The organism is Nocardioides sp. (genome assembly GCF_044226765.1).
In the GTDB taxonomy this organism is placed as follows: domain Bacteria; phylum Actinomycetota; class Actinomycetes; order Propionibacteriales; family Nocardioidaceae; genus Nocardioides.
Genome location: NZ_JBGAGJ010000002.1, coordinates 312850 through 338746, shown reverse-complemented (window position 1 = coordinate 338746; position 25897 = coordinate 312850). Strand labels below are relative to the sequence as shown.

25 protein-coding genes are annotated in these 25897 nt (G+C 73.3%); 7 read left to right on the top strand and 18 right to left on the bottom strand.

What is annotated here, in order from left to right:
• Positions 1–217 precede the first annotated feature (217 nt).
• The 9 genes from ACILRH_RS06445 to argC are packed head-to-tail and all read right to left on the bottom strand — an operon-like array spanning position 218 to position 9469.
• Entirely contained in the window at positions 218–820 is a 603-nt protein-coding gene (locus tag ACILRH_RS06445; RefSeq protein ID WP_395691700.1) for a DNA-3-methyladenine glycosylase, read from the bottom strand.
• Positions 804–2267: an argininosuccinate lyase gene (argH, locus tag ACILRH_RS06440; RefSeq protein ID WP_395691699.1), complete on the bottom strand. Its 1464-nt coding sequence runs from the start codon at positions 2265–2267 to the stop codon at positions 804–806. The genes ACILRH_RS06445 and argH overlap by 17 nt, the downstream gene beginning before the upstream one ends.
• Complete coding sequence (gene argG, locus ACILRH_RS06435) at positions 2267–3700, bottom strand: argininosuccinate synthase (RefSeq protein WP_395691698.1); 1434 nt, start codon at positions 3698–3700, stop codon at positions 2267–2269. Before argG ends, argH begins: the two co-directional genes overlap by 1 nt.
• Positions 3701–3729: 29 nt before the next feature.
• Positions 3730–4248, bottom strand: coding sequence for an arginine repressor (locus ACILRH_RS06430; RefSeq protein WP_395691697.1), 519 nt, complete (start codon positions 4246–4248; stop codon positions 3730–3732).
• Positions 4245–5168 carry an ornithine carbamoyltransferase gene (argF, locus tag ACILRH_RS06425; RefSeq protein WP_395691696.1) on the bottom strand — a complete coding sequence of 308 codons (924 nt, stop codon included), beginning with the start codon at positions 5166–5168 and terminating at the stop codon, positions 4245–4247. The genes ACILRH_RS06430 and argF overlap by 4 nt, the downstream gene beginning before the upstream one ends.
• Positions 5165–6361 (bottom strand): acetylornithine transaminase, encoded by a 1197-nt coding sequence (locus tag ACILRH_RS06420; RefSeq protein ID WP_395691694.1) that lies wholly within the window; start codon positions 6359–6361, stop codon positions 5165–5167. The genes argF and ACILRH_RS06420 overlap by 4 nt, the downstream gene beginning before the upstream one ends.
• Positions 6358–7293 carry an acetylglutamate kinase gene (gene argB / locus ACILRH_RS06415; protein WP_395691692.1) on the bottom strand — a complete coding sequence of 312 codons (936 nt, stop codon included), beginning with the start codon at positions 7291–7293 and terminating at the stop codon, positions 6358–6360. Before argB ends, ACILRH_RS06420 begins: the two co-directional genes overlap by 4 nt.
• A complete protein-coding gene (gene argJ / locus ACILRH_RS06410) occupies positions 7290–8441 on the bottom strand; it encodes a bifunctional glutamate N-acetyltransferase/amino-acid acetyltransferase ArgJ (RefSeq protein ID WP_395691690.1) in 1152 nt (383 codons plus the stop codon). The genes argB and argJ overlap by 4 nt, the downstream gene beginning before the upstream one ends.
• The gene (gene argC, locus ACILRH_RS06405; RefSeq protein WP_395691689.1) at positions 8441–9469 is read right to left on the bottom strand and encodes an N-acetyl-gamma-glutamyl-phosphate reductase; all 1029 of its coding nucleotides are present in this window, start codon (positions 9467–9469) and stop codon (positions 8441–8443) included. The genes argJ and argC overlap by 1 nt, the downstream gene beginning before the upstream one ends.
• Positions 9470–9558: 89 nt before the next feature.
• On the opposite strand from argC, the gene ACILRH_RS06400 reads away from it, so the two are divergent.
• Genes ACILRH_RS06400 through ACILRH_RS06390 form a run of 3 tightly spaced genes read left to right on the top strand, consistent with a single transcriptional unit; the run spans position 9559 to position 12226 of the window.
• Complete coding sequence (locus tag ACILRH_RS06400; protein ID WP_395691687.1) at positions 9559–10350, top strand: maleylpyruvate isomerase family mycothiol-dependent enzyme; 792 nt, start codon at positions 9559–9561, stop codon at positions 10348–10350.
• A 47-nt stretch (positions 10351–10397) separates the two neighbouring features.
• Positions 10398–11399, top strand: a complete 1002-nt coding sequence (locus ACILRH_RS06395) for an ATP-binding cassette domain-containing protein (protein ID WP_395691686.1) — start codon at positions 10398–10400, stop codon at positions 11397–11399.
• Positions 11396–12226: an ABC transporter permease gene (locus ACILRH_RS06390; protein WP_395691685.1), complete on the top strand. Its 831-nt coding sequence runs from the start codon at positions 11396–11398 to the stop codon at positions 12224–12226. The genes ACILRH_RS06395 and ACILRH_RS06390 overlap by 4 nt, the downstream gene beginning before the upstream one ends.
• A gap of 289 nt (positions 12227–12515) precedes the next feature.
• Here ACILRH_RS06390 and ACILRH_RS06385 read toward each other — a convergent pair whose 3' ends face one another.
• From ACILRH_RS06385 to pheS, 3 genes are read right to left on the bottom strand one after another with little or no spacing between them, the layout of a single operon-like run.
• Positions 12516–15503, bottom strand: a complete 2988-nt coding sequence (locus ACILRH_RS06385; protein WP_395691684.1) for an ATP-binding protein — start codon at positions 15501–15503, stop codon at positions 12516–12518.
• Positions 15484–17967 (bottom strand): phenylalanine--tRNA ligase subunit beta, encoded by a 2484-nt coding sequence (gene pheT, locus ACILRH_RS06380; protein WP_395691682.1) that lies wholly within the window; start codon positions 17965–17967, stop codon positions 15484–15486. Before pheT ends, ACILRH_RS06385 begins: the two co-directional genes overlap by 20 nt.
• 4 nt (positions 17968–17971) lie before the next feature.
• Entirely contained in the window at positions 17972–19078 is a 1107-nt protein-coding gene (gene pheS, locus ACILRH_RS06375; protein ID WP_395691681.1) for a phenylalanine--tRNA ligase subunit alpha, read from the bottom strand.
• A 78-nt stretch (positions 19079–19156) separates the two neighbouring features.
• Between pheS and ACILRH_RS06370 the strand changes: the two genes are divergently transcribed.
• Positions 19157–19558: an ion channel gene (locus ACILRH_RS06370; RefSeq protein WP_395691679.1), complete on the top strand. Its 402-nt coding sequence runs from the start codon at positions 19157–19159 to the stop codon at positions 19556–19558.
• On the opposite strand, the gene ACILRH_RS06365 is transcribed toward ACILRH_RS06370, so the two are convergent.
• From ACILRH_RS06365 to ACILRH_RS06340, 6 genes are all read right to left on the bottom strand, one after another.
• Positions 19541–20599, bottom strand: coding sequence for an ATP-binding protein (locus ACILRH_RS06365; RefSeq protein WP_395691677.1), 1059 nt, complete (start codon positions 20597–20599; stop codon positions 19541–19543). The two genes, ACILRH_RS06370 and ACILRH_RS06365, sit on opposite strands and share 18 nt — an antisense overlap.
• Positions 20600–20608: 9 nt before the next feature.
• On the bottom strand, positions 20609–21358 hold the full coding sequence (locus ACILRH_RS06360) for a TrmH family RNA methyltransferase (protein WP_395692083.1): 750 nt from the start codon (positions 21356–21358) through the stop codon (positions 20609–20611).
• 32 nt (positions 21359–21390) lie between these two features.
• A complete protein-coding gene (rplT, locus tag ACILRH_RS06355) occupies positions 21391–21777 on the bottom strand; it encodes a 50S ribosomal protein L20 (RefSeq protein WP_395658686.1) in 387 nt (128 codons plus the stop codon).
• A 76-nt stretch (positions 21778–21853) separates the two neighbouring features.
• Positions 21854–22048: a 50S ribosomal protein L35 gene (gene rpmI / locus ACILRH_RS06350; RefSeq protein ID WP_395691676.1), complete on the bottom strand. Its 195-nt coding sequence runs from the start codon at positions 22046–22048 to the stop codon at positions 21854–21856.
• 55 nt (positions 22049–22103) lie between these two features.
• Positions 22104–22805, bottom strand: coding sequence for a translation initiation factor IF-3 (gene infC / locus ACILRH_RS06345; RefSeq protein ID WP_395692081.1), 702 nt, complete (start codon positions 22803–22805; stop codon positions 22104–22106).
• Positions 22806–23080: 275 nt separating this feature from the next.
• Positions 23081–23599: an SseB family protein gene (locus tag ACILRH_RS06340; RefSeq protein WP_395691674.1), complete on the bottom strand. Its 519-nt coding sequence runs from the start codon at positions 23597–23599 to the stop codon at positions 23081–23083.
• An 88-nt stretch (positions 23600–23687) separates the two neighbouring features.
• Here ACILRH_RS06340 and ACILRH_RS06335 point away from each other — a divergent pair, with 88 nt between their 5' ends.
• From ACILRH_RS06335 to ACILRH_RS06325, 3 genes are read left to right on the top strand one after another with little or no spacing between them, the layout of a single operon-like run.
• Positions 23688–24125, top strand: coding sequence for a hypothetical protein (locus ACILRH_RS06335; RefSeq protein ID WP_395691672.1), 438 nt, complete (start codon positions 23688–23690; stop codon positions 24123–24125).
• Complete coding sequence (locus ACILRH_RS06330) at positions 24125–25354, top strand: amino acid deaminase/aldolase (protein WP_395691671.1); 1230 nt, start codon at positions 24125–24127, stop codon at positions 25352–25354. The genes ACILRH_RS06335 and ACILRH_RS06330 overlap by 1 nt, the downstream gene beginning before the upstream one ends.
• Positions 25338–25892, top strand: a complete 555-nt coding sequence (locus ACILRH_RS06325) for a uridine kinase (RefSeq protein ID WP_395691670.1) — start codon at positions 25338–25340, stop codon at positions 25890–25892. The genes ACILRH_RS06330 and ACILRH_RS06325 overlap by 17 nt, the downstream gene beginning before the upstream one ends.
• Positions 25893–25897 lie beyond the last annotated feature (5 nt).

The window sequence follows — 25897 nt, the reverse complement described above, 5'->3', positions numbered from 1 at the left end:
TGACACACTGTTGAGTTCTCAAGAATCAGACGCTCCCGTCCCTGACCCTTGCGGGCCCGGCGGCGGGGCAACCTGCAAAAACTTACCCGCTGCGATCCACCCCGTCAACTCGGGGGCCGATCCTCGCGGAGGCCGGGCGTGCCGACTCCGATCGGATGGCCTCGCGGCCCGACGGGAGTCGCTCACCGCGACGAGAAGAACGGTAGCAGCGCCCGGGTCAGGAGCCCAAATCGGGTCCCCGGCGGGGTCGCAGCGGCGACGCCGGGCGGTAGGCGGACACCGTCGGCTCCCCCGTGGCCCAGAACCGCCACGGCCGGTCGGCGGCCGCCCGCAGGCCCACCCGGGGGCCGGACGAGACGTGCTCGGGTGCTGAGCCGGCCGTGAGCGTCACCGGTCCCACGGTGAGGTCGGTGCCGTCGTGCTCGAGCGTGATCCCCAGCGCGTTGCACAGCCGCGCCGGCCCGCGCGCGAGGTCGCGGTCCGAGGCCCGCGGGCGGCGCTCGCGGGCCAGCCCGATCCCGTCGACCACCTCCCCCGCGCGCAGGAGCACGGCGCTCGCGGCACCCTCCGGCCCGCACACCACGTTGCAGCACACGTGCATCCCGTAGGTGAAGTAGCAGTAGAGGTGCCCGGGCGGGCCGAACATCGTGGCGTTGCGCCGGGTGCGTCCGCGGTAGGCGTGGGAGCCCGGGTCGGCCTCTCCCGCGTACGCCTCCACCTCGGTGACGCGGACGGCCACGTCGCCGTGGCGCAGCACCGCGCCCAGCAGCCGGGGCGCCGTCTCGAGGACCGGCCCGGCGAGGTCAGGCCAGCCGCTCACGGTGGGCCTGCACGACGGCCGTGAGCTCCACCAGCTGCTCGCGCACGCGCACCGGTGCGGTCCCCCCGCGCCCGTCCCGCGAGCCGATCGACCCCGACACGGTGAGCACGTCGCGGACGGCCGGGGTCAGTGCGGGCGAGATCTCGCAGAGCTGGTCGTCGGTGAGCTCGTCGAGCTCCACGCCGAGCTCCTCGCAGCGCCGGACGCACGCGCCGGCGACCTCGTGGGCGACCCGGAACGGGACGCCCTCGCGCACCAGCCACTCCGCGACGTCGGTCGCGAGCGAGAAGCCCTGGGGGGCCAGCTCCGCGAGCCGGCCGGCGTCGAAGGTCAGCGTGGCGACCATCCCGGTGAACGCCGGGAGCAGGACCTCGAGGGTGTCCACGGAGTCGAAGACCGGCTCCTTGTCCTCCTGCAGGTCGCGGTTGTAGGCGAGCGGGAGCGCCTTCAGGGTCGCCATCAGGCCGGCCAGGTTGCCGACCAGGCGACCCGCCTTCCCCCGCGCGAGCTCGGCGATGTCCGGGTTCTTCTTCTGGGGCATGATGCTCGAGCCGGTCGACCACGAGTCGTCGAGCGTGACGAACGCGAACTCACGCGTCGACCAGAGGATCACCTCCTCGGCGATCCGGCTGACGTCCACACCGAGCTGGGCGGCCACGAAGGCGAGCTCGGCCACGAAGTCGCGCGAGGCCGTGCCGTCGATCGAGTTGGCGCTCGACCCGGTGAAGCCCAGCTCGGCCGCCACGCCCTCGGGGTCGAGCCCGAGGCTGGACCCGGCGAGCGCGCCGGACCCGTACGGCGAGTCGCCCGCCACCCGCGCGTCCCAGTCGCGCAGCCGGTCGACGTCGCGCAGCAGCGCCCACGCGTGGGCGAGCAGGTGGTGGGCCAGCAGCACCGGCTGCGCGTGCTGCAGGTGCGTGCGGCCCGGCATCACGGTCTCCGCACCGGGCTCGAGGTGCCCGCGCGCCTGCCCGGCGAGCGCGTCGACCAGGTCGAGGACCTGGCCGGAGACGATCCGGGCGTGGTCGCGCAGGAACACCTTGAACAGGGTCGCGATCTGGTCGTTGCGCGACCGGCCCGCCCGGATCCGGCCGCCGACGTCGGCGCCGACCTCGTCGACCAGCAGCCGCTCCAGGGCGCCGTGGACGTCCTCGTCGGACGGGTCCGGCCGCAGCTCGCCAGCGGCGTACCGCTCCCCCAGCACGTCCAGGCCGCGCAGCAGCTCGCGGTGGTCGGCGTCGGTGAGCAGGCCGGCCCGGTGGAGCGCGTTGGCGTGGGCCCGCGAGCCCGCGAGGTCGTAGGGCGTCAGCCGCCAGTCGAAGTGCGTCGAGCGGGACAGCGCCTCGAGCTCGGGCGACGGGCCGCCGGCGAACCGACCGCCCCACAGCTTGCCGGTGTTGGTGCCCGGGTCCTTGGCGCGGCCCTCGTCCGCAGACACGTCGGTCATCAGTCGGTCCCCGACTCCATCGCGGCGTGGTCGAGCGCGGCCTCGTCGGCCTCGTCCTTCGCTGCGGGGTTGGCCGCGATCCGCTCGGCTCCCCCAGCCTCGATCGCGCCGTAGAGGGTGCCGTTCTCGACCAGCACCTGACCCTGGTCGAGCGGCTGCGCGGCGTACTGCTCGAGCTTGGCCCGGGAGTCGGCGATGTCGAGGTTGCGCAGGGTGAGCTGGCCGATCCGGTCCAGGGGGCCGAACGCGGCGTTCTCGGTGCGCTCCATCGAGAGCTTGTCGGGGTGGTAGGAGAAGGCCGGGCCCTCGGTGCGCAGGATCGTGTAGTCCTCGCCGCGCCGCAGGCGCAGCGTGACCTCCCCCGTGACCAGGGAGGCGATCCACCGCTGGATGGACTCGCGCAGCATCAGCGCCTGGGGGTCCAGCCACCGACCCTGGTAGAGCAGGACGCCGAGCCGCCGGCCCTCGAGGTGGTAGCTGGCGATCGTGTCCTCGTTGTGGATCGCGTTCAGCAGGCGCTCGTAGGCGATCCACAGCAGCGCCATGCCGGGCGCCTCGTAGACACCGCGGGACTTCGCCTCGATGATCCGGTTCTCGATCTGGTCGGACATGCCCAGCCCGTGCCGGCCACCGATCGTGTTGGCCTCGTGCACGAGCGCCACCGCGTCGTCGTACGACGTGCCGTTGATCGCCACGGGACGACCCTCACGGAAGGCGATCGTCACGTCCTCGGGCGCGATCTCGACCGCGCTGTCCCAGAACTTCACGCCCATGATCGGCTCGACGGTCTCCAGGGACACGTCGAGGTGCTCCAGCGTCTTCGCCTCGTGGGTGGCGCCCCAGATGTTGGCGTCGGTGGAGTACGCCTTCTCCTGCGAGTCCCGGTAGGGCAGGTCGCGCTCGGTGAGCCACTGGCTCATCTCCGTGCGGCCGCCCAGCTCGGTGACGAAGTCGTGGTCGAGCCACGGCTTGTAGATGCGCAGGTCGGGGTTGGCGAGCAGCCCGTAGCGGTAGAAGCGCTCGATGTCGTTGCCCTTGAACGTCGACCCGTCGCCCCAGATGTCGACGCCGTCCTCGTGCATCGCGCGCACCAGCATCGTCCCGGTGACCGCGCGGCCGAGCGGGGTGGTGTTGAAGTAGGCGCGCCCGCCGGAGCGGATGTGGAACGCCCCGCAGGCCATCGCGGCGAGACCCTCCTCGACGAGCTGGCGCCGGCAGTCGACCGCTCGCGCGATCTCCGCGCCGTACTGGAAGGCCCGGCCGGGGACCCCGGAGATGTCCGGCTCGTCGTACTGCCCGATGTCGGCGGTGTAGGTGCACGGGATCGCGCCCTTGCTGCGCATCCAGGCCACCGCGACCGAGGTGTCCAGCCCACCGGAGAAGGCGATGCCGACGCGCTCGCCGACCGGGAGGGACGTGAGGACCTTGCTCAACTTCGATTCCTTCGGGTTGCTGGGACGGTTCAGGACTGCGCGTGGGAGTCGGCCAGGGCCAGGAAGCGGTGGGCGAGGGCGTCGCCACCGTCGGGCTCGCGGCCGATCACCAGGACGGTGTCGTCGCCGGCGATGGTGCCGAGGACCTCGGGGAACTCGGCACGGTCGAAGGCCGACGCGAGGAACTGGGCGGCGCCGGGCGGCGTGCGGAGCACGACGAGGTTGGCGCTGGCCTCCGCGCTCACGAGGAGCTCGCCGCACAGCCGGGCGAGACGCTGGCCGGCGGCCGCCGTCTCCACCGGTGCCGCCGGGCGCCGGTCGCCGCCCTCGGCGGGCACCGCGTAGACCAGGGCACCGGACGGCGCGCGCACCTTGATCGCGTCCAGCTCGACCAGGTCGCGGGACAAGGTCGCCTGGGTGACCCGCAGGCCGCTCTCGGCGAGCAGGTCGGCGAGCTCGCTCTGCGAGCGCACCTCCTGGTGGGTCACCAGCTCGACGATGCGCTGGTGCCGCGCGTTCTTGGTCGTCGGCCTCAGGGCGGTGCTCATGTCGCCTGCTCCAGCAGGAAGCTGAGGACCGCCTTCTGGGCGTGACGGCGGTTCTCCGCCTCGTCCCACACGACGCTCTGCGGCCCGTCGATGACCTCGGCGTCGATCTCCTTGCCCCGGTAGGCCGGCAGGCAGTGCATGACGATGGCGTCGGGCTCGGCCTGCGCGAGCAGCTCGGCGGTGACCGAGTACGGCGCGAAGACCGCCGCCCGCGCCGCCGCCTCGTCCTCCTTGCCCATCGAGATCCAGGTGTCGGTCACCACGACGTCGGCACCGCTGACGGCGGCGACCGGGTCGGGCTCCAGCACGCTGGAGCCGCCGGTGGTGGCGGCGATCGCGCGGGCCCGGTCGAACATCTCCTCGGCAGGCGCGTAGCCGTCGGGGGCGCTGATCCGCACGTGCATGCCGGCGGTCGCGCCGGCCAGCAGCCACGAGTTGCCCATGTTGCACGCGCCGTCGCCCACGAACGCCACGACGAGCCCGGCGAGCCGGCCCTTGTGCTCGCGGACGGTGAGCAGGTCGGCCAGCAGCTGGCAGGGGTGGAAGTCGTCGGTGAGGGCGTTGACCACGGGCACCCCGGCGTGCTCGGCCATCTCCTCCAGCCGGCTCTGTGCGTAGGTGCGCCACACGATCATCGACGCCTGTCGTCCCAGCACGCGGGCGACGTCGTGCACCGACTCGCGCACCCCGATGCCGGCCAGGGCGCCGTCGACCGTCATCGGGAAGCCGCCGAGCTCGGCGATGCCGGCGGCGAACGACGCCTGCGTGCGCAGCGTCTGCTTGTCGAAGATCATCGCCACGGTCCGCGGGCCGGCCAGCGGCTTGGCGTCGTACGGCGCCTGCTTCAGCTCGAGCGCGAGGTCGAGCACCTGCGCCTGCTCGTCGGGGGTCAGGTCGTCGTCAGCCAGGAAGTGCCTCATGCGGTCTCCACCTTCCCCCGGGCCGCGATCGGGCCGACGGCCTCGTCCAGGATCCCCGGCCAGGCGGCCAGGAACGCGTGGGCATCCTCCTCCGTCAGCACCAGCGGAGGTGCGAGCCGGATCCGGCGTGGCGTCGGGTTGTTGAGGATGAACCCGGCACGCTGGGCGGCCGCGACCACATCGGCGGACGCGTCGGCGACCAGGTCGAGCCCGATCAGCAGGCCCGCCCCGCGCACCTCGGCCACTCGCGGGTCGGCGGCGAGGCCGTCGCGCAGCTCCGCGCCGAGCACCGTGGCGTGCTCCAGCAGGCCCTCGTCCGCGATCGTCCGGATCACCGCGAGCGCGGCGGCGCAGGCGACGGGGTTGCCGCCGAAGGTCGTGCCGTGGTTGCCCGGCTGGAGCAGGTCGCCGGCGGCACCGATGCCGATGCAGGCGCCGATCGGGAGCCCACCGCCGAGGCCCTTCGCGACCGTCACCACGTCGGGCACCACGTCGCCGTGGGCGAACCAGCGGCCGGTCCTGCCCATGCCGGTCTGCACCTCGTCGAACCAGAGCAGGGCGCCGTGCCGGGCGGCGACCGCCCGGGCCGCGGCGAGGTACCCCTCGGGCGGTACGACGACGCCCGCCTCGCCCTGGAGGGGCTCGAGCAGCACGGCCGCGGTCTCGTCGGTCACCGCGGCGGCGAGCGCGTCGGCGTCGCCGTACGGGACGAAGGTGACGTCGCCCGGCAGCGGCTCGAACGGGGACCGGTAGGCCTCCTTCGACGTCAGCGCGAGCGCGCCCATCGTGCGCCCGTGGAAGGAGCCCTCGGCCGCGACGACGTGGGTGCGACCGGTGCGTCGGGTCAGCTTGAACGCGGCCTCGTTGGCCTCGGTCCCCGAGTTCGTGAAGAACACCTTGCCGCCGCCGGCGCCGAGGCCGAGGAGCTCGAGCAGCTTCTCCGCGAGCTCGACCTGCGGCTCGGAGGTGAAGAAGTTGGAGACGTGCCCCAGCGTCCGCAGCTGGGTCGTGACCGCCTCGACCAGGGCGGGGTGGGCGTGGCCGAGGGCGTTGACCGCGATGCCGCCGAGGAGGTCGACGTACTCGGTGCCGTCGGCGTCCCAGACGTGGGCGCCCTCGCCGCGCACCAGGACGAGCCTCGGTGGGCCGAAGGTGTTCATCAGGCTGGCGGCGTAGCGCTCCTGGACCGTCACTGGGAGTCCCTGGCCTTCCGGGTCTTCGTCTCCACGCCGGGCAGGACCTGCGTGCCGACGCCCTCGTCGGTGAACAGCTCGAGCAGGACGGCGTGCGGCTCGCGCCCGTCCACGACGGTGGCCCGCGGGACGCCGTTCTGGACGGCCTGCAGGCACGCTCCCATCTTGGGGATCATGCCCGAGGCCAGCGTCGGCAGGATCTCGGCGAGCGCCTCGGGGCTGATCTCGCCGATGACGTCGTCGGAGTCCGGCCAGTCGAGGTAGAGGCCCTCGACGTCGGTGAGGACGAGCAGCTTCTCGGCACCCAGGGCGACCGCGAGCGCCGCCGCCGCGGAGTCGGCGTTGACGTTGTGCACCTGGCCGGCCACGTCGGGCGCGACGCTCGAGACGACCGGGATGCGCCCCGCCTCGATGAGGTCGAGGACGGACTCCGGACGCACCTCGGTGACCTCGCCCACCAGGCCGAGGTCGACCTCCTCGCCATCGACCACCGTGCCGGTCGTGGTCGCGGTGAACAGCCCCGCGTCCTCGCCGGAGCAGCCGACCGCGAGCGGACCGTGCTCGTTGATCAGTCCGACCAGCTCGCGCTGGACCTGGCCGACGAGCACCATCCGGACCACGTCCATGGCCTCGGGCGTGGTGACGCGCAGCCCGCCCCGGAACTCCGACTCGATGCCGAGCCGGTCGAGCATCGTGGAGATCTGCGGGCCCCCGCCGTGCACGACGACGGGCTTGAACCCGGCGAACCGCAGGAACGCGACGTCCTCGGCGAACGCGCGTTTGAGCGTGTCGTCGGTCATCGCGTTGCCGCCGTACTTCACCACGACGATCTTGCCGTGGTAGCGCTTGAGCCAGGGCAGGGCCGCCGCGAGGGTGCGGGCCTTCGCCGGATCCGGCTTGCTCGGGTCGTGGGGGACGTGGTCGATGCTCATGAGGAGTACGCGCTGTTCTCGTGGACGTAGGCGTGGGTGAGGTCGTTGGTCCAGACGGTCGCCCGCGCCGGCCCGGCCTTGAGGTCGACGGTCACGCTGACCTCGCGGGGCTCGAGGTCGACGCCGGCGGGGTCGGCGTGGGGCGTGGACCGCCGGCACACCCAGACGCCGTTCATCGCGACGTCGAGGTCTGCCGGGTCGAACCGCGCGTCCGTGGTGCCGATGCTGGCGAGCACCCGGCCCCAGTTGGGGTCCTTGCCGAAGACGGCGGCCTTGAAGAGGTTGGAGCGCGCGACACTGCGCCCGACCTCGACGGCCTCGTCCTCGGTCGCCGCGTTGAGCACGGTGATCGCTATCTCGTGGTCGGCCCCCTCCGCGTCGGCGAGCAGCTGCATCGCGAGGTCCGTGCAGGCACGGGTGAGCGCAGCCGTGAAGTCGTCGAGGCTGGGAGTGATGCCGTTGGCACCGCTGGCCAGCACGGTGACGGTGTCGTTGGTCGACATGCAGCCGTCGGAGTCGAGCCGGTCGAAGCTGACCCGCGTGGCGACGCGGAGTGCGGTGTCCAGGTCCGCCGCCGGGACGACGGCGTCGGTGGTGAGGACGACGAGCATCGTCGCGAGCTGCGGGGCGAGCATGCCGGCGCCCTTGGCCATCCCGCCGATGCTCCAGCCGGCTCCCTCGACGACGACCTGCTTGCTGACCGAGTCGGTGGTCATGATCGCGTGGGCGGCGTCGTCTCCCCCGTCGGCCGCGAGGGCGTCGTACGCCGCGGCGGCGCCGGCCAGCACCTGGTCGCGGTCGTTGGTCAGCCCGATGAGCCCGGTCGAGCAGACGACCACGTCGACCGGACCGATGCCGAGCCGTCCCGCGACCTCCTCGGCGACCGCGTGCGTGGTCTGGAAGCCCTCGGGGCCGGTGTAGCAGTTGGCGCCACCGGAGTTGAGGAACACCGCCCGGACGACGCCGTCCTTGACGACTTCCTGGCTCCACAGCACCGGGTTGGCCTTGCAGCGGTTGGACGTGAACACGCTCGCGGAGTCGAAGGTGGGCCCGTCGTTGACGACGAGCGCTACGTCCTTGGCACCGGTGGACTTCAGGCCGGCGGCGACGCCGGCGGCCCGGAAGCCGTGGGGGGCGGTGACACTCATCAGGGAGCCACTCCTACGGTGGTGAGGCCGAGGCCCTCGTCGAGGCCGAGGGCCAGGTTCATGCACTGGACGGCGGCGCCGGCCGTGCCCTTGGCGAGGTTGTCGACGGCGCCGACGGCGACCAGGCGGTGTGCGTCGGGGTCGACGGTGACCTGGAGGTGGACGGCGTTGGAGCCGGTCACCGACTGGGTCTGTGGCCACTGTCCCGGCGGCAGCAGGTGCACGAAGCGCTCGTCGGCGTAGGCCTTCGCGTAGACGGCGTGCGCCTCGTCCGCGGTGACGTCGGCCGTTAGCGGGGCCGAGCAGGTGGCCAGGATGCCGCGGGACATCGGCACGAGGAGCGGGGTGAAGCTCACGCGGACGGTGCCCTCGACCAGGCCCGAGAGGTTCTGGGTGATCTCCGGCGTGTGCCGGTGCACTCCCCCGACGCCGTAAGCGCTGGCGTTGCCCATCACCTCGCTGCCGAGCAGGTGCGGCTTGGCGGCCTTGCCCGCGCCGCTGGTGCCCGAGGCGGCGACGATGGTGACGTCGGGCTCGACGATGCCTGCGGCCACGGCCGGCGCGAGGGTGAGGGTCGAGACGGTCGGGTAGCAGCCCGGGACGGCGATCCGGGTGGCCCTGCGCAGGACGTCGCGCTGACCGGGCAGCTCGGGCAGCCCGTAGGGCCAGGTGCCTGCGTGGCTGCTCCCGTAGAACTTCTCCCAGGCCGCGCTGTCGGCGAGGCGGAAGTCCGCGCCGCAGTCGATCACGACCGTGTCGGCGCCGAGCTGCGCGGCCACGGCGCCGGACTCCCCGTGCGGGAGGGCGAGGAACACCACGTCGTGGCCGCGGAGGGTTTCGACGGTGGTCTGCTCGAGCACCCTGTCGGCCAGGGGCACGAGGTGCGGCTGCAGGGCGCCGAGGGCCTGGCCGGCGTTCGACGCACCGGTGAGTGCGCCGATCTCGACGTCCGGGTGGCCGAGGAGCAGGCGCAGCAGCTCGCCCCCGGCGTACCCGCTGGCCCCGGCGACGGCGATCCTGGTCGACATGTGCATGACTATACATGAGACTGCATGTTCATGAAGCGGGGGATGTAACCCGGGTGCACCGGGTCGGCGCGAGGACCTAGGTTCGCGGCATGACGCGACTGTCCGACGACGACTACCGCCACCACATCGAGCACGAGTCGGCGCGCTTCCGCGACGTCCTCGCCGCGTGCGACCCGCAGGCCCGGGTGCCGAGCTGCCCGGACTGGGACGCCGACGACCTCCTGTGGCACCTCGGTGAGGTGCAGCACTTCTGGGCGACGATGCTGCGCCAGCGGCCGGCCGGACCGGACGACTACAGCCACGCGCCACGGCCCGAGACCCATGCCGGCCTCCTCGCCTACTTCGACGAGGGCGCGGCGCTGCTCGCGGCGCAGCTCGACGGCGTCGACCCCACCGCCGAGACGTGGACGTGGTCGGCCGACCACACCGCGGGCTTCATCCTCCGCCGCCAGGCGCACGAGGCGCTGATCCACCGGCTCGACGCCGAGCTGACGGCCGGCACGCCCACCCCACTCGACCCCAGGCTCGCCGCCGACGGCGTCCAGGAGGCGCTCGACGTGATGTTCGGGGGCAAGCCCCCGTGGGGCTCGTTCACGCCGTCGGAGGAGGTCGTCCGCGTCGACCTCACCGACACCGGTGACTCGGTGTGGGTGCAGCTCGGCCGCTTCGTCGGCACCGACCCCGAGGGGACGACCCACGACGTCGACGACATCGCCGTCGTCGCCGATCCCCGTCGCGAGCCGGACACCGTCGTCGACGGCCCGTCCGGCGCGCTGGACGCGTGGCTGTGGCGTCGCGGCGGCGACGACGAGATCTCGGTCGCCGGGGACCGGCAGGTCCACGACCGGTTCCTCGCGTGCGTGAGCCACCCGATCAACTGAAACCGGCGTGAAGGCGCACTGAAACCGGCCGGGTGCACGGTGTCGCCATGACACGAGTGACTGACACCGACCTGGCCGTCTCGGCCACCGGGCTGGTCAAGACCTTCGGCGACTTCCGGGCCGTCGACGGGATCCACCTCGAGGTCCGGCGTGGCGAGGTCTTCGGCGTGCTCGGCCCCAACGGCGCGGGCAAGACCACGACCCTGAAGATGCTCGCCACCCTGCTCCCCGTCGACGGCGGCGACGCCAGCATCTTCGGGGTCGACGTCCGGCGGCACCCGCACATGGTGCGGCAGCTGGTGGGCGTCACCGGACAGTACGCCTCGGTCGACGAGAACCTGACCGGCGCGGAGAACCTCTGGCTCTTCGGGCGGCTCCAGGGGCTCTCGAGCGCCCGGGCCCGCGCTACCGCGACCGAGCTGCTCGACCGGTTCGGGCTGGCGGAGGCGCGGGACAAGCAGATCAGCGCGTTCTCCGGGGGCATGCGCCGGCGCCTGGACCTGGCCGCCAGCCTGATCAGTCGGCCCCCGCTGATCTTCCTGGACGAGCCGACCACCGGCCTCGACCCGCGCACGCGGGGCCAGATGTGGGAGACCATCCGCGAGCTGGTACGCGACGGCTGCACGGTCCTGCTCACCACCCAGTACCTCGACGAGGCCGACCAGCTGGCCGGGCGGATCGCCGTCATCGACCGGGGTCGGAAGGTCGCCGAGGGCACGCCCGACGAGCTCAAGACCTCCGTCGGCAGCTCCACGCTGCAGCTGCGGATGGCCGAGCCGTCGGAGACGGGCGACGCCGTCGCTGTCGTACGCCGGGTGCTCGGCGAGGAGCCGGTCCTGACCCCCGAGGCCGGCGGCATGAACGCCGCCCTGACCGATGCCAACCGGGCGGCCGACGTGCTGATCGCCCTGCGCCAGTCGGGCCTGTCGATCGCGAGCGCGACCGTCCAGAAGCCGACCCTCGACGAGGTGTTCATGGCCATCACCGGCCACGGCGCCGAGGACGAGACCCACGAGCACCCGACCCCGGAGATGGAGGCAGTCCGATGACCACGACCCTGCTCGCCGAGCACGAGACCACCGAGGTGCTCGACCGCCCCGTGGCCATTCGACCGTCGCTGCGCGACACCGTCGACCAGAGCCTGGCGATGGCCTGGCGGGCGCTGAAGAAGATGCGCCGCAACCCCGAGCAGTGGTTCGACGTCACGGTCCAGCCGCTGCTGTTCACGGCGATGTTCGCCTACATCTTCGGCGGCGCGATCTCGGGCAGCGTCCAGGACTACCTGCCGATCCTGATCACGGGCATCCTCGCCCAGACCGCGCTGACGGCGTGCATGGCGACCGGCATCCAGCTGCGCGAGGACATGGACAAGGGCGTCTTCGACCGGTTCAAGTCGCTGCCGATCGCCCGCATCGCCCCTCTCGTCGGGCCCGCGATCGCAGACCTGGTCCGCTACGGCACCGCCGCGACGCTGACCATCCTCACCGGCCTGGTCATGGGCTACCGCCCCGGCGGCGGCGTGCCCGGGGTGGTCGGCGGGTGGCTGCTGACGATCGTCGCCGGCTGGTCGCTGGCCTGGATCTTCACGTTCCTCGGCACCAAGGCCCGCAGCGCCCAGGCGGTGCAGGGCATCTCGATGATGATCATGTTCCCGCTGACGTTCCTCTCCGACGCGTTCGTCCCGGTCAGCACGCTGCCCGGCTGGCTCCAGCACTTCGTGGCCGTCAACCCCGTGACGCTGGTGATCGACGCGCTGCGCGACCTGATGAACGACGGCCAGGTCACGGCGAACGTCGGCTGGGCACTGCTCGGCTGCGCGGTCGTGGTCGCGGTCTTCCTCCCCCTCTCGGTCCGCTCCTACAACCGCAAGATGTGAGACGGCCAGCCGTGCGCGAGCTCGCTCGCGCACGGCGTCGGCCGGCCAGGTTGAGCGAGCGACGCGGGTGCGAGCGTGCGAGCGCCCGCGACGGGCGCGTCGAAACCCGGTGAGCCGAGGGCAGGTCTGCTCGCGCATGCGCCGACCCCACCTGTCGCCGGTTCATCACGGTATGCAGGCGAACCTGCACTTCCCACGGCATGCCCACCATGGGAAGTGCAGGTTCACCGACAGACCATGATGAAACCGCCGCCGACAGGGACCCGGCCTCCCCCAGCGGCGCAGTCGGTCAGGAGAGGCCCGCGAGGAGGTGCTTGGCGTCGTCGCGCAGGTCGGTGGGCCGGCGGTCCGCGAGGGCGGCGGCGCACCGCGCCACCTCGCCCGGGAGGGCTGCCTCGGCGAGGGCGAGGGCCGGCGCCCAGGCGAGGCTCGGCATCTGGCGGTTGTAGCCGAACCGGTCGGCGTGGGCGAGCAGCTGCGCACCGGACCGGGCGCGCGCCGGGTCCGGGTCGGAGGCGAGCTCCCAGACGGCGAGCGCGAAGAGCATCGTGCCGCAGACCGGGAAGTCCAGGAACCCGACCGCACCATCCAGCAGCACCGGCACCTTGCGCTGCAGCTCGTCGCGCAGGTCCGCCACGTCCGCCTGGCGCCCGTGGCGCACGTGGGCGGCGACGGCCGCCGAGGCGGCGTAGAGGACCCAGGGCTCGTACCCGACCACGGCGCCGAGGGCGGGGAAGGTCCGGGCCTTCAAGGTCGTGACGGCGTCGCGGTAGCGCAGCAGGCCCTCGTCGGTGCGGCCCAGCGCGAGCGCGAGCTCGGCGCGGCCGCAGAGCAGGATGATCGCCCCACCGAAGATCCCGGTCCCCGCCTCGTCGGTCTCGATGTCGTCGAAGAGCCGCGCCGCCTCGTCGAGCCGACCGGCCTCCATCGCGCCGACGGCGAGCACCGCCTTGAGCTGGGCGACGTCCTCGTGGGCGCCGAGCGCGTCGAGCACCGGGATGGCCGCGACCGTGTGCTCGATCGCCTCGGCCATGTCCCCCACCTGCATGGTGAGGCCGGCGAGCTGGGCGCGGACCAGCGCCGCGGTCCACGGCCCGGTGTCGTCGTCGGCCAGGCGCAGCGCCTCGAGGGCCCGGGCGCGGGCCAGCTGCACCTCGCCCTGGTTCTCGTGGAACTGGCTCGACCACTGCAGGGCGATCTGGGCGATGGCCGGGTCGGGGTCGGCGCACAGCTCCTCGAGCCCGTCGACCGAGCCCGCCGCGATGCTGCGGCGCCAGCTCAGCAGCACCTCGGCGGTGATCTCGCCGCGGGTCGTCCGCTTCCCGGCGCCGAGCCGCTCGAGCCGGTCGAAGGACCGACCCTCGAGCGTGTCGGAGAAGATCATCGTGTTGAACGCGATCGCCACGAGCGTCGTGCGGAGGGCCTCCTCGAGCTCCGGGGCCACCTCCGCCTCGACGAGCAGGTCCTCGACCTCGTGGGACAGGTTGACGACCTTGAGGTGGCTGCCCTCGATCGTCCAGAAGTCCGCCAGGCAGGCCATCGTCGCGACGACGGTGGGCACGTCCGCGTCCTCCAGGGCACGGCGCAGCACGTCGACGAGGTTGCCCTCCTCCGCGCGGATCGACGTCATGGTCTCGACCTGCCCGGCACCGAAGAGCCGACGTCCGGACGCGAGGGCGAGGTCCACGAGCCACTCCCGCATCCGGGCGTGGGACTGCGTCTCGTCCCCGGTCTGCGCGAGCTGCAGCTGGCCGAACTCGCGCACCGTCTCCAGCATCCGGTAGCGCAGCCCGCCGGCTCCCTCGACCACCGTGACGAGGGACTGGTCGACCAGCGCCGAGAGCGGGACGAGCGCGTCGCCGCCCACCACCGCGTCGGCGCCGGCGAGCGAGAAGCCGTCCCGGAACACCGAGAGCCGGCGCAGTGCCGACTGCTGCTCGCCGTCGAGGAGGTTCCAGCTCCAGTCGATGACCGCGAGCAGGGTCTGGTGCCGCTCCGGTGCCTCACGCGCACCACCGCGCAGGAGCGCGAACCGGTCGGCGAGCCGGCGCTCGATCTCCGCCACCGACATGACGCGCACCTTGGCCGCCGCCAGCTCGACCGCGAGCGGCAGGCCGTCCAGCCGGCCGACCAGCGACCGAACCTCGGTATCCACGAGGCGGGCGCCCGGACGGGCGGCCGTGGCGCGCTCGAGGAACAGCTCGACGGCGTCGTCCAGGGTCAGCTGCGGCAGCAGGTAGACGCGCTCCGCAGCGATGCCGAGCGGTGCGCGGCTGGTGGTCAGGACCCGCAGGGCCGGCGTGCGGGTCACCAGCACCTGCACGAGGTCGGCGACGGCGTCGACGAGGTGCTCGCAGTTGTCGAGGATCAACAGCGCCGGCGCGGTGCCGACCTGGTCGACGATGCGCCCGACGAGGTCGGTGCTGCGCGCTGCGACCGAGACGAGGCCGCCGGCGACCGAGTCGCGGACGCCCAGCACGTCGCCGACCTCGACGGCGACCCCCTCGGGCGACGTCACGCCGGCGAGGGCCACGAAGTGCACGACCGGCTGCTCCGCGAGCCGGCCCATCAGGTGGGCGAGGCGGGTCTTCCCCAGCCCCCCGGCCCCGACGATCGAGGTGACGCGGGAGGCGCGCACCATCGCCGCCAGCGCTGCGACGTCGTGGTCCCGGCCGATCAGCGGCGAGGACTCGTAGAGCAGGCCCTCGCGGACCGGCCGGTCGCGCGCGAGGAGCTCGGCGTGCAGCGCCCGGAGCTCCGGGCCGGGGTCGATGCCGAGGCGGTCGGCGAGCCCCGCGCGGTACGTCTCGTAGCGCTCGAGCGCGGCCGGCACCCCACGCACCCCGGCGACCGCGCGGAGCAGGGCGGCGACCACCTCGTCGTCGGGTGCCGCGCGCTCCAGCAGCGGCAACGCCGCGTCGTACTCCCCCGCCGCGGCGAGCCGCAGCCCCTCGGGCCGCAGCGCCCAGGCGTCCACGTCGCGTTCCGCGAGGGCCAGCCGGTAGCCGTGCCCGGTGCGCTCGATGACCTCGGGCGCGGTGGCCGAGCGGGCCCGGGACACCACGACCTGCAGCGCCTTGGTCGGGTTGGCCGGGACGTCGTCGCCCCACACCTCCTCGACCAGCCCGGCCTCGCTCAGACCGCGGGCGCCGGCGTCGGCCAGGGCCCGCAGCAGCGCGTGGGTGCGCTCCCCGGGGACGGGCTCCCCGTCCCACCTGACGTCGTCGAGGACCGCGAGCCGGGGAGCCTGCGGCCCGTCAGCTGCGCTGGACGGCACCGGTCCGCTCGGCGGCCAGCGTGACGGCCGCGTCGCGCGCCGCGCCGGTCTCCTCCTCGGTCAGCGTCCGGTCGGGCGCACGGAACCGCAGGGCGAAGGCGAGCGACTTGCGTCCCGGCTCCACCTGGTCGCCGGTGTAGACGTCGAAGAGCCGGATCGACTCCAGCAGCGGCCCGGCGCCCTCGCGCAGCGCCGCCTCCACCTCCGCGGCCGTCACCCGCGCGTCGACGACGAGCGCGACGTCCTCCTTGGCCACCGGGTAGGTCGAGAACACCGGGCCCGGGGTCACGTCCCGCGCGTGCCGCATGAGGAGGTCGAGGTCGAGCTCGACCGCCGCGGACCGGGCCGGCAGCCCGAAGGCCTGCGCGACCTTGGGGTGCAGCTCGCCCGCGTGGCCCAGGTGCGAGCCGGCGACGGTCAGCTCGGCGCAGCGGCCGGGGTGCCAGGGCGGCCGGTTGCCCTGGGCGACCTGGACGTCCACGCCCAGCTCCGCCGCCAACCGTCGGACGATCGCGACCGCGTCGGCCCAGCCGGCCTCGCGACCGGCGCCCCACCAGCCCGCGCGCTCCCGCTCGCCGGCGAGCACGACCGCGAGGTGCAGTGGCTGCTCGGGGATGGCGTCGAGGAGCTTGGCCAGCTCGTCGCTGCTGGGCCGCCAGTCGACCCCGTAGATCGGCGCGGGACCGCGGTCCACGGGGAACGCGACCGTGCCGGTCTCGAAGAGCGCGACACCGGACGCGCCCCGCCCGAGGTTGCGGGCCGCGGCCTTGAGCAGCCCGGGCAGCAGGGTGGTGGTGTACGACGGCTCCTCGCTCGACAGCGGGTTCGCCAGCCGCACCGTGCGGCGCAGCGGGTCGTCGGCGGGCAGGCCGAGCGCGTCGAGGGCGGCGTCGCCCACGAACGGGAAGCTGATCACCTCGACGCAGCCGGCGCCGGCGAGGGTGCGGCCGACCCGGCGGCGCAGCCGCTGCTCACGGCTCAGCCCGCGACCGGCCGCCTCGCGCGGCAGCACCGAGGGCACCTGGTCGTAGCCGACGATCCGCGCGACCTCCTCGACCAGGTCGAAGGGGTCGGTGAGGTCTGGACGCCACGGAGGCGGCGTCGCGGTGAGGGTGCCGTCGCCCCGCTCGACGGCGCAGCCGACCGCCTCGAGGTTGGCGACCGTGGTCGCCTCGTCGATCGCGATGCCGGTCACCCGGGCGGGCAGGTCGGGCGTGATGGTGATGGGCGACGCCGTCGGAGGGGTGCCGACGACCGTGACGCCGGGGTCGACCGAGCCGCCGCCGTACGTCGTCAGCAGCTCGACGACGCGGTCGGCCGCCGCCGGGGTGATGACCGGGTCGACGCCGCGCTCGTTGCGCTTGCCGGCCTCGGAGGCGATCTTGTGCCGCTTGCCGGTGCGGAACATCGAGACCGCGTCCCAGTGCGCCGCCTCGACCAGGATGTCGGTGGTCGACCCCGACATCTCGGTCGTCTCGCCACCCATGACCCCGCCGAGGCCGATCAGGCCGGAGTCGTCGGTGACCACGAGGTCCTCGGGCGAGAGCGCTCGGTCGACGCCGTCGAGCGTCGTCAGGCGCTCGCCCTCACGAGCCCGGCGCACCCGGATGGTCCCCTGCAGCTTCGCGGCGTCGTAGCCGTGGATCGGCCGTCCGGTCTCGAGCATGACGTAGTTGGTGACGTCGACGGCCAGCGAGATCGGGCGCATGCCGGCCTGCTGGAGGCGCCGGGCCATCCAGTCCGGGGTCGGCGCGGCCGGGTCGAAGCCGGTCACCCGGCGCGCGACGAACAGCGCGCAGCCGGCGGGGTCGTCGATCTCGACCGGGTAGCCGGCGTCGTTCGGCTCCGGCACGACCCGGTCGGCCGGGTCGCGGTACGGCGCGTCGTACGCGAGCGCCGCCTCGCGGGCGATGCCGCGCAGCGACAGGGCGTAGGCGCGGTCGGGGTTGATCTCGAACTCGATGACCTCCTCGCGCAGGCCGAGCACGTCGAACGCGTCGTCGCCGGGCTCGCCGGCGTCCGCGGGCAGCACGATGATGCCGTCGTGGTCCTCGCCGAGGCCCAGCTCGCGGGCCGAGCAGATCATGCCGGCCGAGACGTGGCCGTAGGTCTTGCGCGCCGAGATCTCGAACCCACCGGGCAGCACGCCGCCGGGGAGCACGACGACGACCAGGTCGCCCGGGGCGAAGTTGTGGGCCCCGCAGACGATGCCCTGGGGCTCGCCGGTGCCGTTCGCGTCACCCACGTCGACGGTGCACCAGTTGATGGTCTTGCCGTTCTTCTGCGGCTCGGGCGCCATCGTCAGCACGCGGCCGACGACGAGCGGTCCGGAGATGCCGGCGCCGGCGCTCTCGATCGCCTCGAGCTTGAGCCCGAGGCCCGTGAGCCGGTGGGTGAGGTCGTCGGTCGTGACGTCGGCCGGCAGGTCGACGTACTCGCGGATCCAGGAGGCGGCTGCCTTCATCGGTCTACAGCTCCGTTCCGAAGGCGGTGGTGAAGCGGACGTCGCCCTCGAAGAGCTCGCGCAGGTCCTCGATGCCGTGGCGGAACATCAGCGTCCGGTCGATGCCCATGCCGAACGCGAAGCCGGTGTAGCGCTCGGCGTCGACCCCGCAGGCGGTCAGCACGCGCGGGTTGACCACGCCGCAGCCGCCCCACTCGATCCAGCCCTCGCCGCGGCAGGTGCGGCACGGCGCGCCGTCGAGGGTGCCGGCGCCGCGGCAGACGAAGCAGACCAGGTCGACCTCGGCGCTGGGCTCGGTGAAGGGGAAGTACGACGGGCGGAAGCGCGTGCTGATGCCCTCGCCGAACATCTGGGCCGCGAAGTGGTCGAGGGTCCCCTTGAGGTGGGCCATCGTGATGCCCTCGTCGACGGCCAGGCCCTCGACCTGGTGGAAGACCGGGCTGTGCGTGGCGTCGTACTCGTCGGTGCGGAAGACCCGGCCCGGGCAGACGACATAGATCGGTGGGGTCCGCGAGAGCATGGTGCGGGCCTGGACCGGCGAGGTGTGGGTGCGCAGCACCAGGTGGTCCTCGGCGGGGTCGGTCCAGAACGTGTCCTGCATGGTGCGGGCCGGGTGGTCGGGCCCGAGGTTGAGGGCGTCGAAGTTGAGCCACTCGGCCTCGATGACCGGCCCCTCGGCGACCTCCCAGCCCATCGCCACGAAGATGTCCGCGATCAGCTCGGCGCCGGTGGTCAGGGGGTGACGGGCGCCGACCGGTACCCGGTCGGTGGCCAGCGTGACGTCGACGGTGTCCTCGACCAGCATCCGCTCCTCGTGCTCGGCCTCGAGCACCTGCTGCCGGGCCGCGAGGGCCTGGTTGACCGCGCCGCGGGCCTGACCGATCCGCTGGCCCGCCTCCTTGCGCGCCGCGGGCGGGAGCGCCCCGATCTCGCGGTTGGCGAGGGCGAGTGGCGAGCGGTCGCCGGCGTGGTCGATGCGCACCTGCTTGAGCGCCGCGAGGTCGGCGGCGGCCGCGATCGCGGCGAGGGCAGCGTCGCGCGCGGCCTCGACCTCCTCGGGCTTCAAGGCGGTGACCTCCACGGGGTCGTAGTCGGTGTTGGGGCCTGACACGGGGACGAGTCTAGGAACCGGCAGCCTCCGGCGGCGAACCGGTTCCACGCGCGGACCCGCCGCGCCAGAATCGACAGCGTGAGCCTGCCCCAGATCGAGCGCACCGTCCTGCTCCCCGCCCTGGTCATCGGCCTGGTCTGCCTGCTCGGCGGCGCCGGCGCGGCGGCGGCGTTCGAGTCCGACACCGTCGGCAGCTTCTGGGGCGGCCTGTGGTGGGCGCTGTGCCTGATGACGACGGTCGGCTACGTGTACGGCCCGCCGGCCTCGACCACGGCGACCATCGTCTCCGCGGTCCTGATCGTCGCCGGGTTCCTGCTGCTCTCCCTGCTCAGCGCCACGTTGGCCGCACTCTTCATCCGCAACGAGGAGCGGCCCGTGCAGCGCCTGACGACCGACCTCGAGCGCGAGATCCTCGCGCGGCTGGAGGAGATCTCGCAGCGCGTCGAGGCCCTGGAGCGGCGGCTACCGGACGGGGACTGAGCCCTCCCGCGGCCCGGCCTCGGACGGGACCGGGAGCGTGACCGTCAGCCGCGCCCCGCCGCCCTCCGCGTCGCCGATCGTCACCGTCCCCCCGTGCGCCTCGACCAGGCCGTGCACCAGGTAGAGGCCCAGGCCGGATCCCCCGCTGCGGCCGGAGGTCCAGAACTTCGTGAAGACCCGGCGGCGCAGCTCGGGGTCGATGCCGTCCCCCTCGTCGGTGACGACGAGCCGGACGGCGGTGGCCGGGGCCCCCTCGGCGGCCAGCACGACCCGGACCGCGCCCTCGCCGTGACGGACACCGTTCTCGACCAGGTTGGTGACGACCTGCACGAACTTGTCGGGGTCGACGGTGAGCTCCGGCAGGTCCGCCTCCGCCTCGAGGAGCACCGGCCGGCTGGTGCTGGCGCTCACCGAGTCGACCACGCGGCGGACCAGCTCCGCGAGGTCGACCGGGCGGGGGTGCAGCTGGAGCCGCCCGGTGTCGATGCGAGCCACGTCGAGCAGCTCGGTGATCAGCCGGCTGAGCCGGTCCGCGTCGGCGCTCACGGTCGTGAGCATCAGCTTCTTCTGGTCGTCGTTGAGCCGGTCCCACCGGTTGAGCAGGGCCTGCACGAACCCCTTGACGCCGGTCAGCGGCGACCGGAGCTCGTGGGCGAGCGTCGCGACGAGGTCCGAGCGCTCGCGGTCCAGCCGGGCCCGGCCGCGACCCGAGCGCAGGCTGACCGCGACCAGCTCGACGGGCCGGTCGCGCGCGTCGCGGTGGAGCCGGGCGACGACGAGGGCCTCGGTGCCGTCGGGCAGGAGCCACGACTGCTCGGGCACGGCGGTGCGGGTGCCGAGGCCGTCGTACGGCTGGTTGACCGAGCACCAGTCCCGGCCGTCGTGGTCGCGCAGCGCCAGCACCTCGGCCAGCGAGCGGCCGACGGCGGCCTCGGGGTCGACCCCGAGGTAGCGGCCGGCCACCGTGTTGACCGTGGTCACCACGCCGTCGGCACCGGCCAGCACGACGCCGTCCGCGAGCGCGTCCAGGACGTCGACCATGGGACGACCCTAGCCAGAGGCGCGCTGCGCCGCCGCCGAGGCGTAGAGGCACACCGCCGCGGCCGTCGACAGGTTGAGGCTCTCGGCGCGGCCCAGGATCGGGATGCGGACCCGGTGGTCGGCCGCCGCCGCCAGGTCAGGCGGCAGACCGTGTGCCTCGTTGCCGAACAGCCACGCCGTCGGCCGGGCGAGGAGCTCGGCGGCGTCGAGGAGGTCGACCTCGCCGCGGGCCTCGGTGGCGAGGACGGCGTACCCGGCCGCCTGGGCGGCTCGAACGGCGTCCGTCGCCCCGACACCGGTCGTGACCGGCACGTGGAACGCGCTGCCCGCGGTGGCACGCACGGTCTTGCCGTTGTAGAGGTCCACGGACCGGCCGGCCAGCACCACGCCGCCGGCGCCTGCGGCGTCGGCACAGCGGATCACCGTGCCGGCGTTGCCCGGGTCGTTGACGTCAGCACAGATCGCGACGTACCCGCCGACGAGCGCCTCCTCGAGCGGTACGTCGACGAACCGGCACAGCGCCACCACACCGGCGGGGGTCACCGATTCGGTGAGTGCCTTGAGAGCCCGCTCGTCGACCCAGGTCAGCGACACGCCGTCGGGGAGCTCGGGACGCAGGTCGTCGGTGTCGGGGCGGGCGAAGACCTCGACGACCGCGCCGGCCTCCAGCGCGGCCTCTACCGCATGGCGACCCTCGGCGAGGAAGAGCCGCCGCTCGGAGCGTTCCGAGCGGCGGCTCAACCGACGCAGCTGCTTGATGCGGGCGTTGCCCGCGCTCAGCGGGGTGGCGCTCAGGCGGAGACCTTGGGCGCGTTGACGTCCTCGGGCAGGGCGGCCTTCGCGGTCTCGACGAGCGCGTTGAACGCGGCGACGTCGTTGACGGCGAGGTCGGCGAGGATCTTGCGGTCGACCTCGACACCGGCCAGGTTCAGGCCCTGGATGAACCGGTTGTAGGTCAGGCCCTGCGCACGCGCGGCGGCGTTGATGCGCTGGATCCACAGGCGACGGAAGTTGCCCTTGTTCTTGCGCCGGTCGTTGTAGCTGTAGACCAGCGAGTGGGTGACCTGCTCCTTGGCCTTGCGGTAGAGCCGCGAGCGCTGGCCGCGGTAGCCGCTGGCGCGCTCCAGGACGACCCGGCGCTTCTTCTGGGCGTTCACTGCCCGCTTGACGCGTGCCACTTGAGTTACTCCTTGGTGCTCAGTTCGGGGTCCGGTGCCGCGACGGGCGCGACGTCCGGGTGGGTGCGGGCGAGGGTCAGAGCCCCAGCATCTTCTTCGCGCGCGGGACGTCGGCCTTGGCGACCTCGGTCGTGCCGCTCATGCGACGGGTGACCTTGCTGGGCTTCTTCTCCAGGTTGTGCCGCTTGCCGGTCTTCTCCCGCAGGATCTTGCCCGACCCCGTCACGCGGAAGCGCTTGCTCGCACCGGAGTGCGACTTGTTCTTCGGCATCTGTCTCTCTCTTCTCGTCCGTACCGTGTGTGGCCGGTGTGTGGCCGGTGTGGTCTCAGGCGTCGATCTCGGGGTCGAGGTTCTCCGAGCGTCGGCGCTCCTTCTTCGCCGCCACCGGACCGGCGGCGTGCGCGGCGTCGCGCTCGGCCCGCTCGGCCGCCTGGTCGGCGGCGCGCTCGGCGGCGCGGGACTCCTTCGCGGCCTGCATCTCGACCTTGGCGTCGGCCTTCTTCTTGTGCGGCCCGAGCACCATGACCATGTTGCGACCGTCCTGCTTGGGCGCGGACTCGACGAAGCCGAGGTCGGTGACGTCCTCCGCGAGCCGCTGGAGCAGCCGGAAGCCCAGCTCGGGTCGGTGCTGCTCACGACCGCGGAACATGATCGTGATCTTGACCTTGTCGCCGGCCTTGAGGAACCGCACGACGTGACCCTTCTTGGTCTCGTAGTCGTGCGAGTCGATCTTGGGACGAAGCTTCATCTCCTTGATGATCACGTTCGTCTGGTTGCGGCGTGCCTCACGGGCCTTCTGCGCGTTCTCGTACTTGAACTTGCCGTAGTCCATGAGCTTGCAGACGGGCGGCTTGCCCTGCGGGGCGATCTCGACGAGGTCGAGGTCCGCCTCCTGGGCGAGCTTGAGCGCCTGGTCCGTGGGGACGATGCCCACGGTCTCCCCGTTGGGTCCAACGAGACGGACCTCGGGAACCCGGATCCGGTCGTTGATACGCAGCTCGGTGCTGATGTGTCCTCCTGTGGCCATACGGTCGGTCACCCCGCCCTCCCACCGCCCCCGAGGGGGTGAAGAGGACGAAAGGCTCCCGCTGTCAGCAAGCGGAAGCCAGTCCGACGCTCCCCACACGGGGCACGCCACCAGGAGAGGCCGAGGCCCCTGCCGGACCGGACCCGACGACCTGTGCTGCCTGCCTGCTGCAACGGCGGTCGGTGCGGGTGGGAGGCGATCGTGCAAGCCTCCGCTTGTGGATCGGAGCCGCCGCACGCGACGATCCCGATCGGTCGAACGACGATGCTACTCGATCACTCCGCCATCGGCCGAATCCAGGCGCTCTGCCCGCCCACCCGAGCCAGGCTCCACCCTTCGGCGAGGCCGAGCAGGTCCTCGCCCTCCACGACGAACCGCACCGGCCCGGCGATGTCGACCACCAGGGCGGCGGCCCCGGCCTCGAGCGCGGACCGGGCCGCCTCGGGGGTGGCCACCGGGACCGGTCGGGCCTCGGGGTTCCACACCGACAGGGCCTGGGTGCTGGTGAAGGCCAGCAGCGCCTGGCGGCCGTCCGCGCCGTGCAGCAGCGGCGTCACCATCTCGCTCGTCTTCTCCCGGGCCGGCCCGGGGCCGCCCTCCTCCAGCTCGCCCAGGACGGCGACGACGGGCACCAGCACCCGGGAGCGCTGCAGCGTGCCGAGCGCCCCGGCGTACGTCGTGGACCCGGCCACCCACCCAGCAAGTGCCCGGGACACCTCCGGCGGGGCCGAGCCGTCGTCCTCGGCGAAGCCAGGGTCGGGGATCGCGCGGGGCTCCGCGCCGGGCTCGGTCACCGGACCAGTGTGCCGGGACCGCGCCGCCGGCGACGACTCGGGCCGCTCCGGGCCGAGGTCTCGTGGGTCGTGTGCGACGCTGGACGACGTGGACGACGCAGCCTGGGCAGCACTGACGCTGAGCCTGACGGTGCTCGGAGGGATCTGGACCTGGTCCGCCTTCCGGCGGCACGGGGCGACAGCGGGCCTGCGGGCACTCGGGTTCACGCTCCTGCCGCTCGCTGCCTACCTGACCGACACCTTGCAGATGTTCACCCGCATCGTCGACGCGGTCACCAGCTGGGCGACGCACCTGGTGCTGAGCCCGACCGTCTGGCTCGGCGTCGTGATCGGCGGAATCGGCGTCGCGCTGATCGTCGGGTCGGGCATGATGCGCTCACGCCGGCTCGGGACGGGAGACGACGCCACCCCCGCGCTGCCGTCCGCAGACACCCGCGACCGCGGCTCCCGCAGGAGCGCGGTCACCGACACCGACCCCGAGATGGCCGAGATCGAGGCCATCCTCCGCAAGCGAGGCATCACCTGATGGGCACCCTGCACGGGCCGACCGCCGTCGACCGCAACCTGCTCTGGTCGCGCCTCGACGACGCGGTCGCCAAGCAGGGGGTGCCGCTGCCGACCCCCGTCTTCGTCGTCGACACCGACGCGTTCGACGCCAACGCCGACGACCTCGTCCGACGCGCCCACGGCAAGCCGGTGCGCGTGGCGTCGAAGTCGCTGCGGGTCCCCGCCCTGATCGAGCGGGCGCTGGCGCACGAGGGCTTCCAGGGCGTGCTGGCCTACAGCCTGCGCGAGGCGCTCTGGCTGCACGAGCAGGGCATCAGCGACGACGTGGTCGTCGCCTACCCCACCGTCGACCGGGGGGCCCTCGCCGAGCTGGTCGCCTCTCCCTCGGCCGCGGCCGCGATCACGCTGATGGTCGACGACGTCGCCCACCTCGACGTCGTCGACTCGGTGCGCTTCTCCCCCACCGTGCCGGTCCGCGTCGCCCTGGACGTCGACGCCGGCCTGCAGGTCGCCGGGCAGCACGTGGGGCCGAAGCGCTCGCCCCTGACCGACGTGTCGTCGGTGGTCGCGCTGGCGCGCGAGGTCGTGGGCCGCAGCGGCTTCCGGCTGGTCGGGGCGATGACCTACGAGGGACAGGTCGCCGGGGTGCAGGACGCCGTGCCGCAGGCGCGGACGCGCTCGGCGATGATCCGGCGCATCAAGGCCCTCTCGATCGGCCAGCTGGCGGTGCGGCGCCGGGAGGTCGCCGACGCCCTCGCGACGCTCACGGACCTGGAGTTCTGGAACGGCGGCGGCTCGGGGTCGGTCGAGGAGACCGCCGCGGACCCGGTCGTCACCGAGGTCGCCGCGGGGTCGGGCCTGCTCGTGCCGACGCTGTTCGACCACTACCGCTCCTTCGAGCCGCGGCCGGCGTCGTACTTCGGCCTCCCGGTCACCCGCAAGCCGGCGCGAGACGTGGCGACGGTGCACGGGGGCGGCCTGTCCGCATCCGGTGCCGCCGGGGCCGACCGGCTGCCGACCCCCTGGGCGCCGGCCGGGCTGCGGCTCACGGGCCTCGAGGGTGCCGGCGAGGTCCAGACACCGCTGACCGGGCCGTCCGCGGCCGCGCTGCGGATCGGCGACCTCGTCTGGTTCCGCCACGCGAAGTCCGGCGAGGTCTTCGAGCACGCGACGATCGTCCACCTGCTCGCCGGGGACGAGCTGGTCGACGCCGTGCCGACCTACCGCGGGTGTGGCCAGGTCTTCTGACGCGGGCGCGGCTGCGGAGCAGGTGCTGCGGCTCGCGCTCTCGCGCCCCCCGACGCTCGGACCCGGCCGCCTGGTCAGCATCGACGGTCCCTCGGGCTCCGGCAAGACCACGCTGGCCACCGCGCTCGCGCGGCTGTCGCCCGACGTGCGCGTCGTGCACCTCGACGCGATGTACGACGGCTGGGACGGCCTGCCGCGCATCGACGTCGCGCTCCGCGGGCTGCTGGAGCCGCTGACCGTCGGGCGCCCGGGCCGCTACCGCCGCTACGACTGGCAGGCCGGACGGTACGCCGGCGAGGTGGTCGTGGCGCCGCGGCCGGTGCTCGTCGTGGAGGGTGTCGGCGCCTGGTGCCCCGCGCTCGGCGAGCTCACGACGGTCCTGGTGTGGGTCGAGGCGCCGACCGACCTCCGCCTGGCCCGCGCCGTCGCCCGCGACGGGGCCGCCATGGAGGAGAGGCTGCGGACCTGGGCGGCGGCCGAGGATGCCCACTTCGCCCACACCGGGGCGCGGGAGCGGGCCGACCTCGTCGTCTCCTAGGCTTC

What these genes read in the sequence shown, in the direction of transcription:
- argJ (WP_395691690.1), bottom strand. Translation starts at nt 8,441, where the DNA reads ATGAGTGTCACCGCCCCCCACGGCTTCCGGGCCGCCGGCGTCGCCGCC.
- argF (WP_395691696.1), bottom strand. Translation starts at nt 5,168, where the DNA reads ATGAGGCACTTCCTGGCTGACGACGACCTGACCCCCGACGAGCAGGCG.
- argB (WP_395691692.1), bottom strand. Translation starts at nt 7,293, where the DNA reads ATGAGCATCGACCACGTCCCCCACGACCCGAGCAAGCCGGATCCGGCG.
- pheT (WP_395691682.1), bottom strand. Translation starts at nt 17,967, where the DNA reads ATGAAGGCAGCCGCCTCCTGGATCCGCGAGTACGTCGACCTGCCGGCC.
- ACILRH_RS06430 (WP_395691697.1), bottom strand. Translation starts at nt 4,248, where the DNA reads ATGAGCACCGCCCTGAGGCCGACGACCAAGAACGCGCGGCACCAGCGC.
- argC (WP_395691689.1), bottom strand. Translation starts at nt 9,469, where the DNA reads ATGTCGACCAGGATCGCCGTCGCCGGGGCCAGCGGGTACGCCGGGGGC.
- rpmI (WP_395691676.1), bottom strand. Translation starts at nt 22,048, where the DNA reads ATGCCGAAGAACAAGTCGCACTCCGGTGCGAGCAAGCGCTTCCGCGTG.
- argH (WP_395691699.1), bottom strand. Translation starts at nt 2,267, where the DNA reads ATGACCGACGTGTCTGCGGACGAGGGCCGCGCCAAGGACCCGGGCACC.
- ACILRH_RS06365 (WP_395691677.1), bottom strand. Translation starts at nt 20,599, where the DNA reads ATGGTCGACGTCCTGGACGCGCTCGCGGACGGCGTCGTGCTGGCCGGT.
- ACILRH_RS06390 (WP_395691685.1), top strand. Translation starts at nt 11,396, where the DNA reads ATGACCACGACCCTGCTCGCCGAGCACGAGACCACCGAGGTGCTCGAC.
- infC (WP_395692081.1), bottom strand. Translation starts at nt 22,805, where the DNA reads ATGGCCACAGGAGGACACATCAGCACCGAGCTGCGTATCAACGACCGG.
- ACILRH_RS06400 (WP_395691687.1), top strand. Translation starts at nt 9,559, where the DNA reads ATGACGCGACTGTCCGACGACGACTACCGCCACCACATCGAGCACGAG.
- ACILRH_RS06395 (WP_395691686.1), top strand. Translation starts at nt 10,398, where the DNA reads ATGACACGAGTGACTGACACCGACCTGGCCGTCTCGGCCACCGGGCTG.
- ACILRH_RS06330 (WP_395691671.1), top strand. Translation starts at nt 24,125, where the DNA reads ATGGGCACCCTGCACGGGCCGACCGCCGTCGACCGCAACCTGCTCTGG.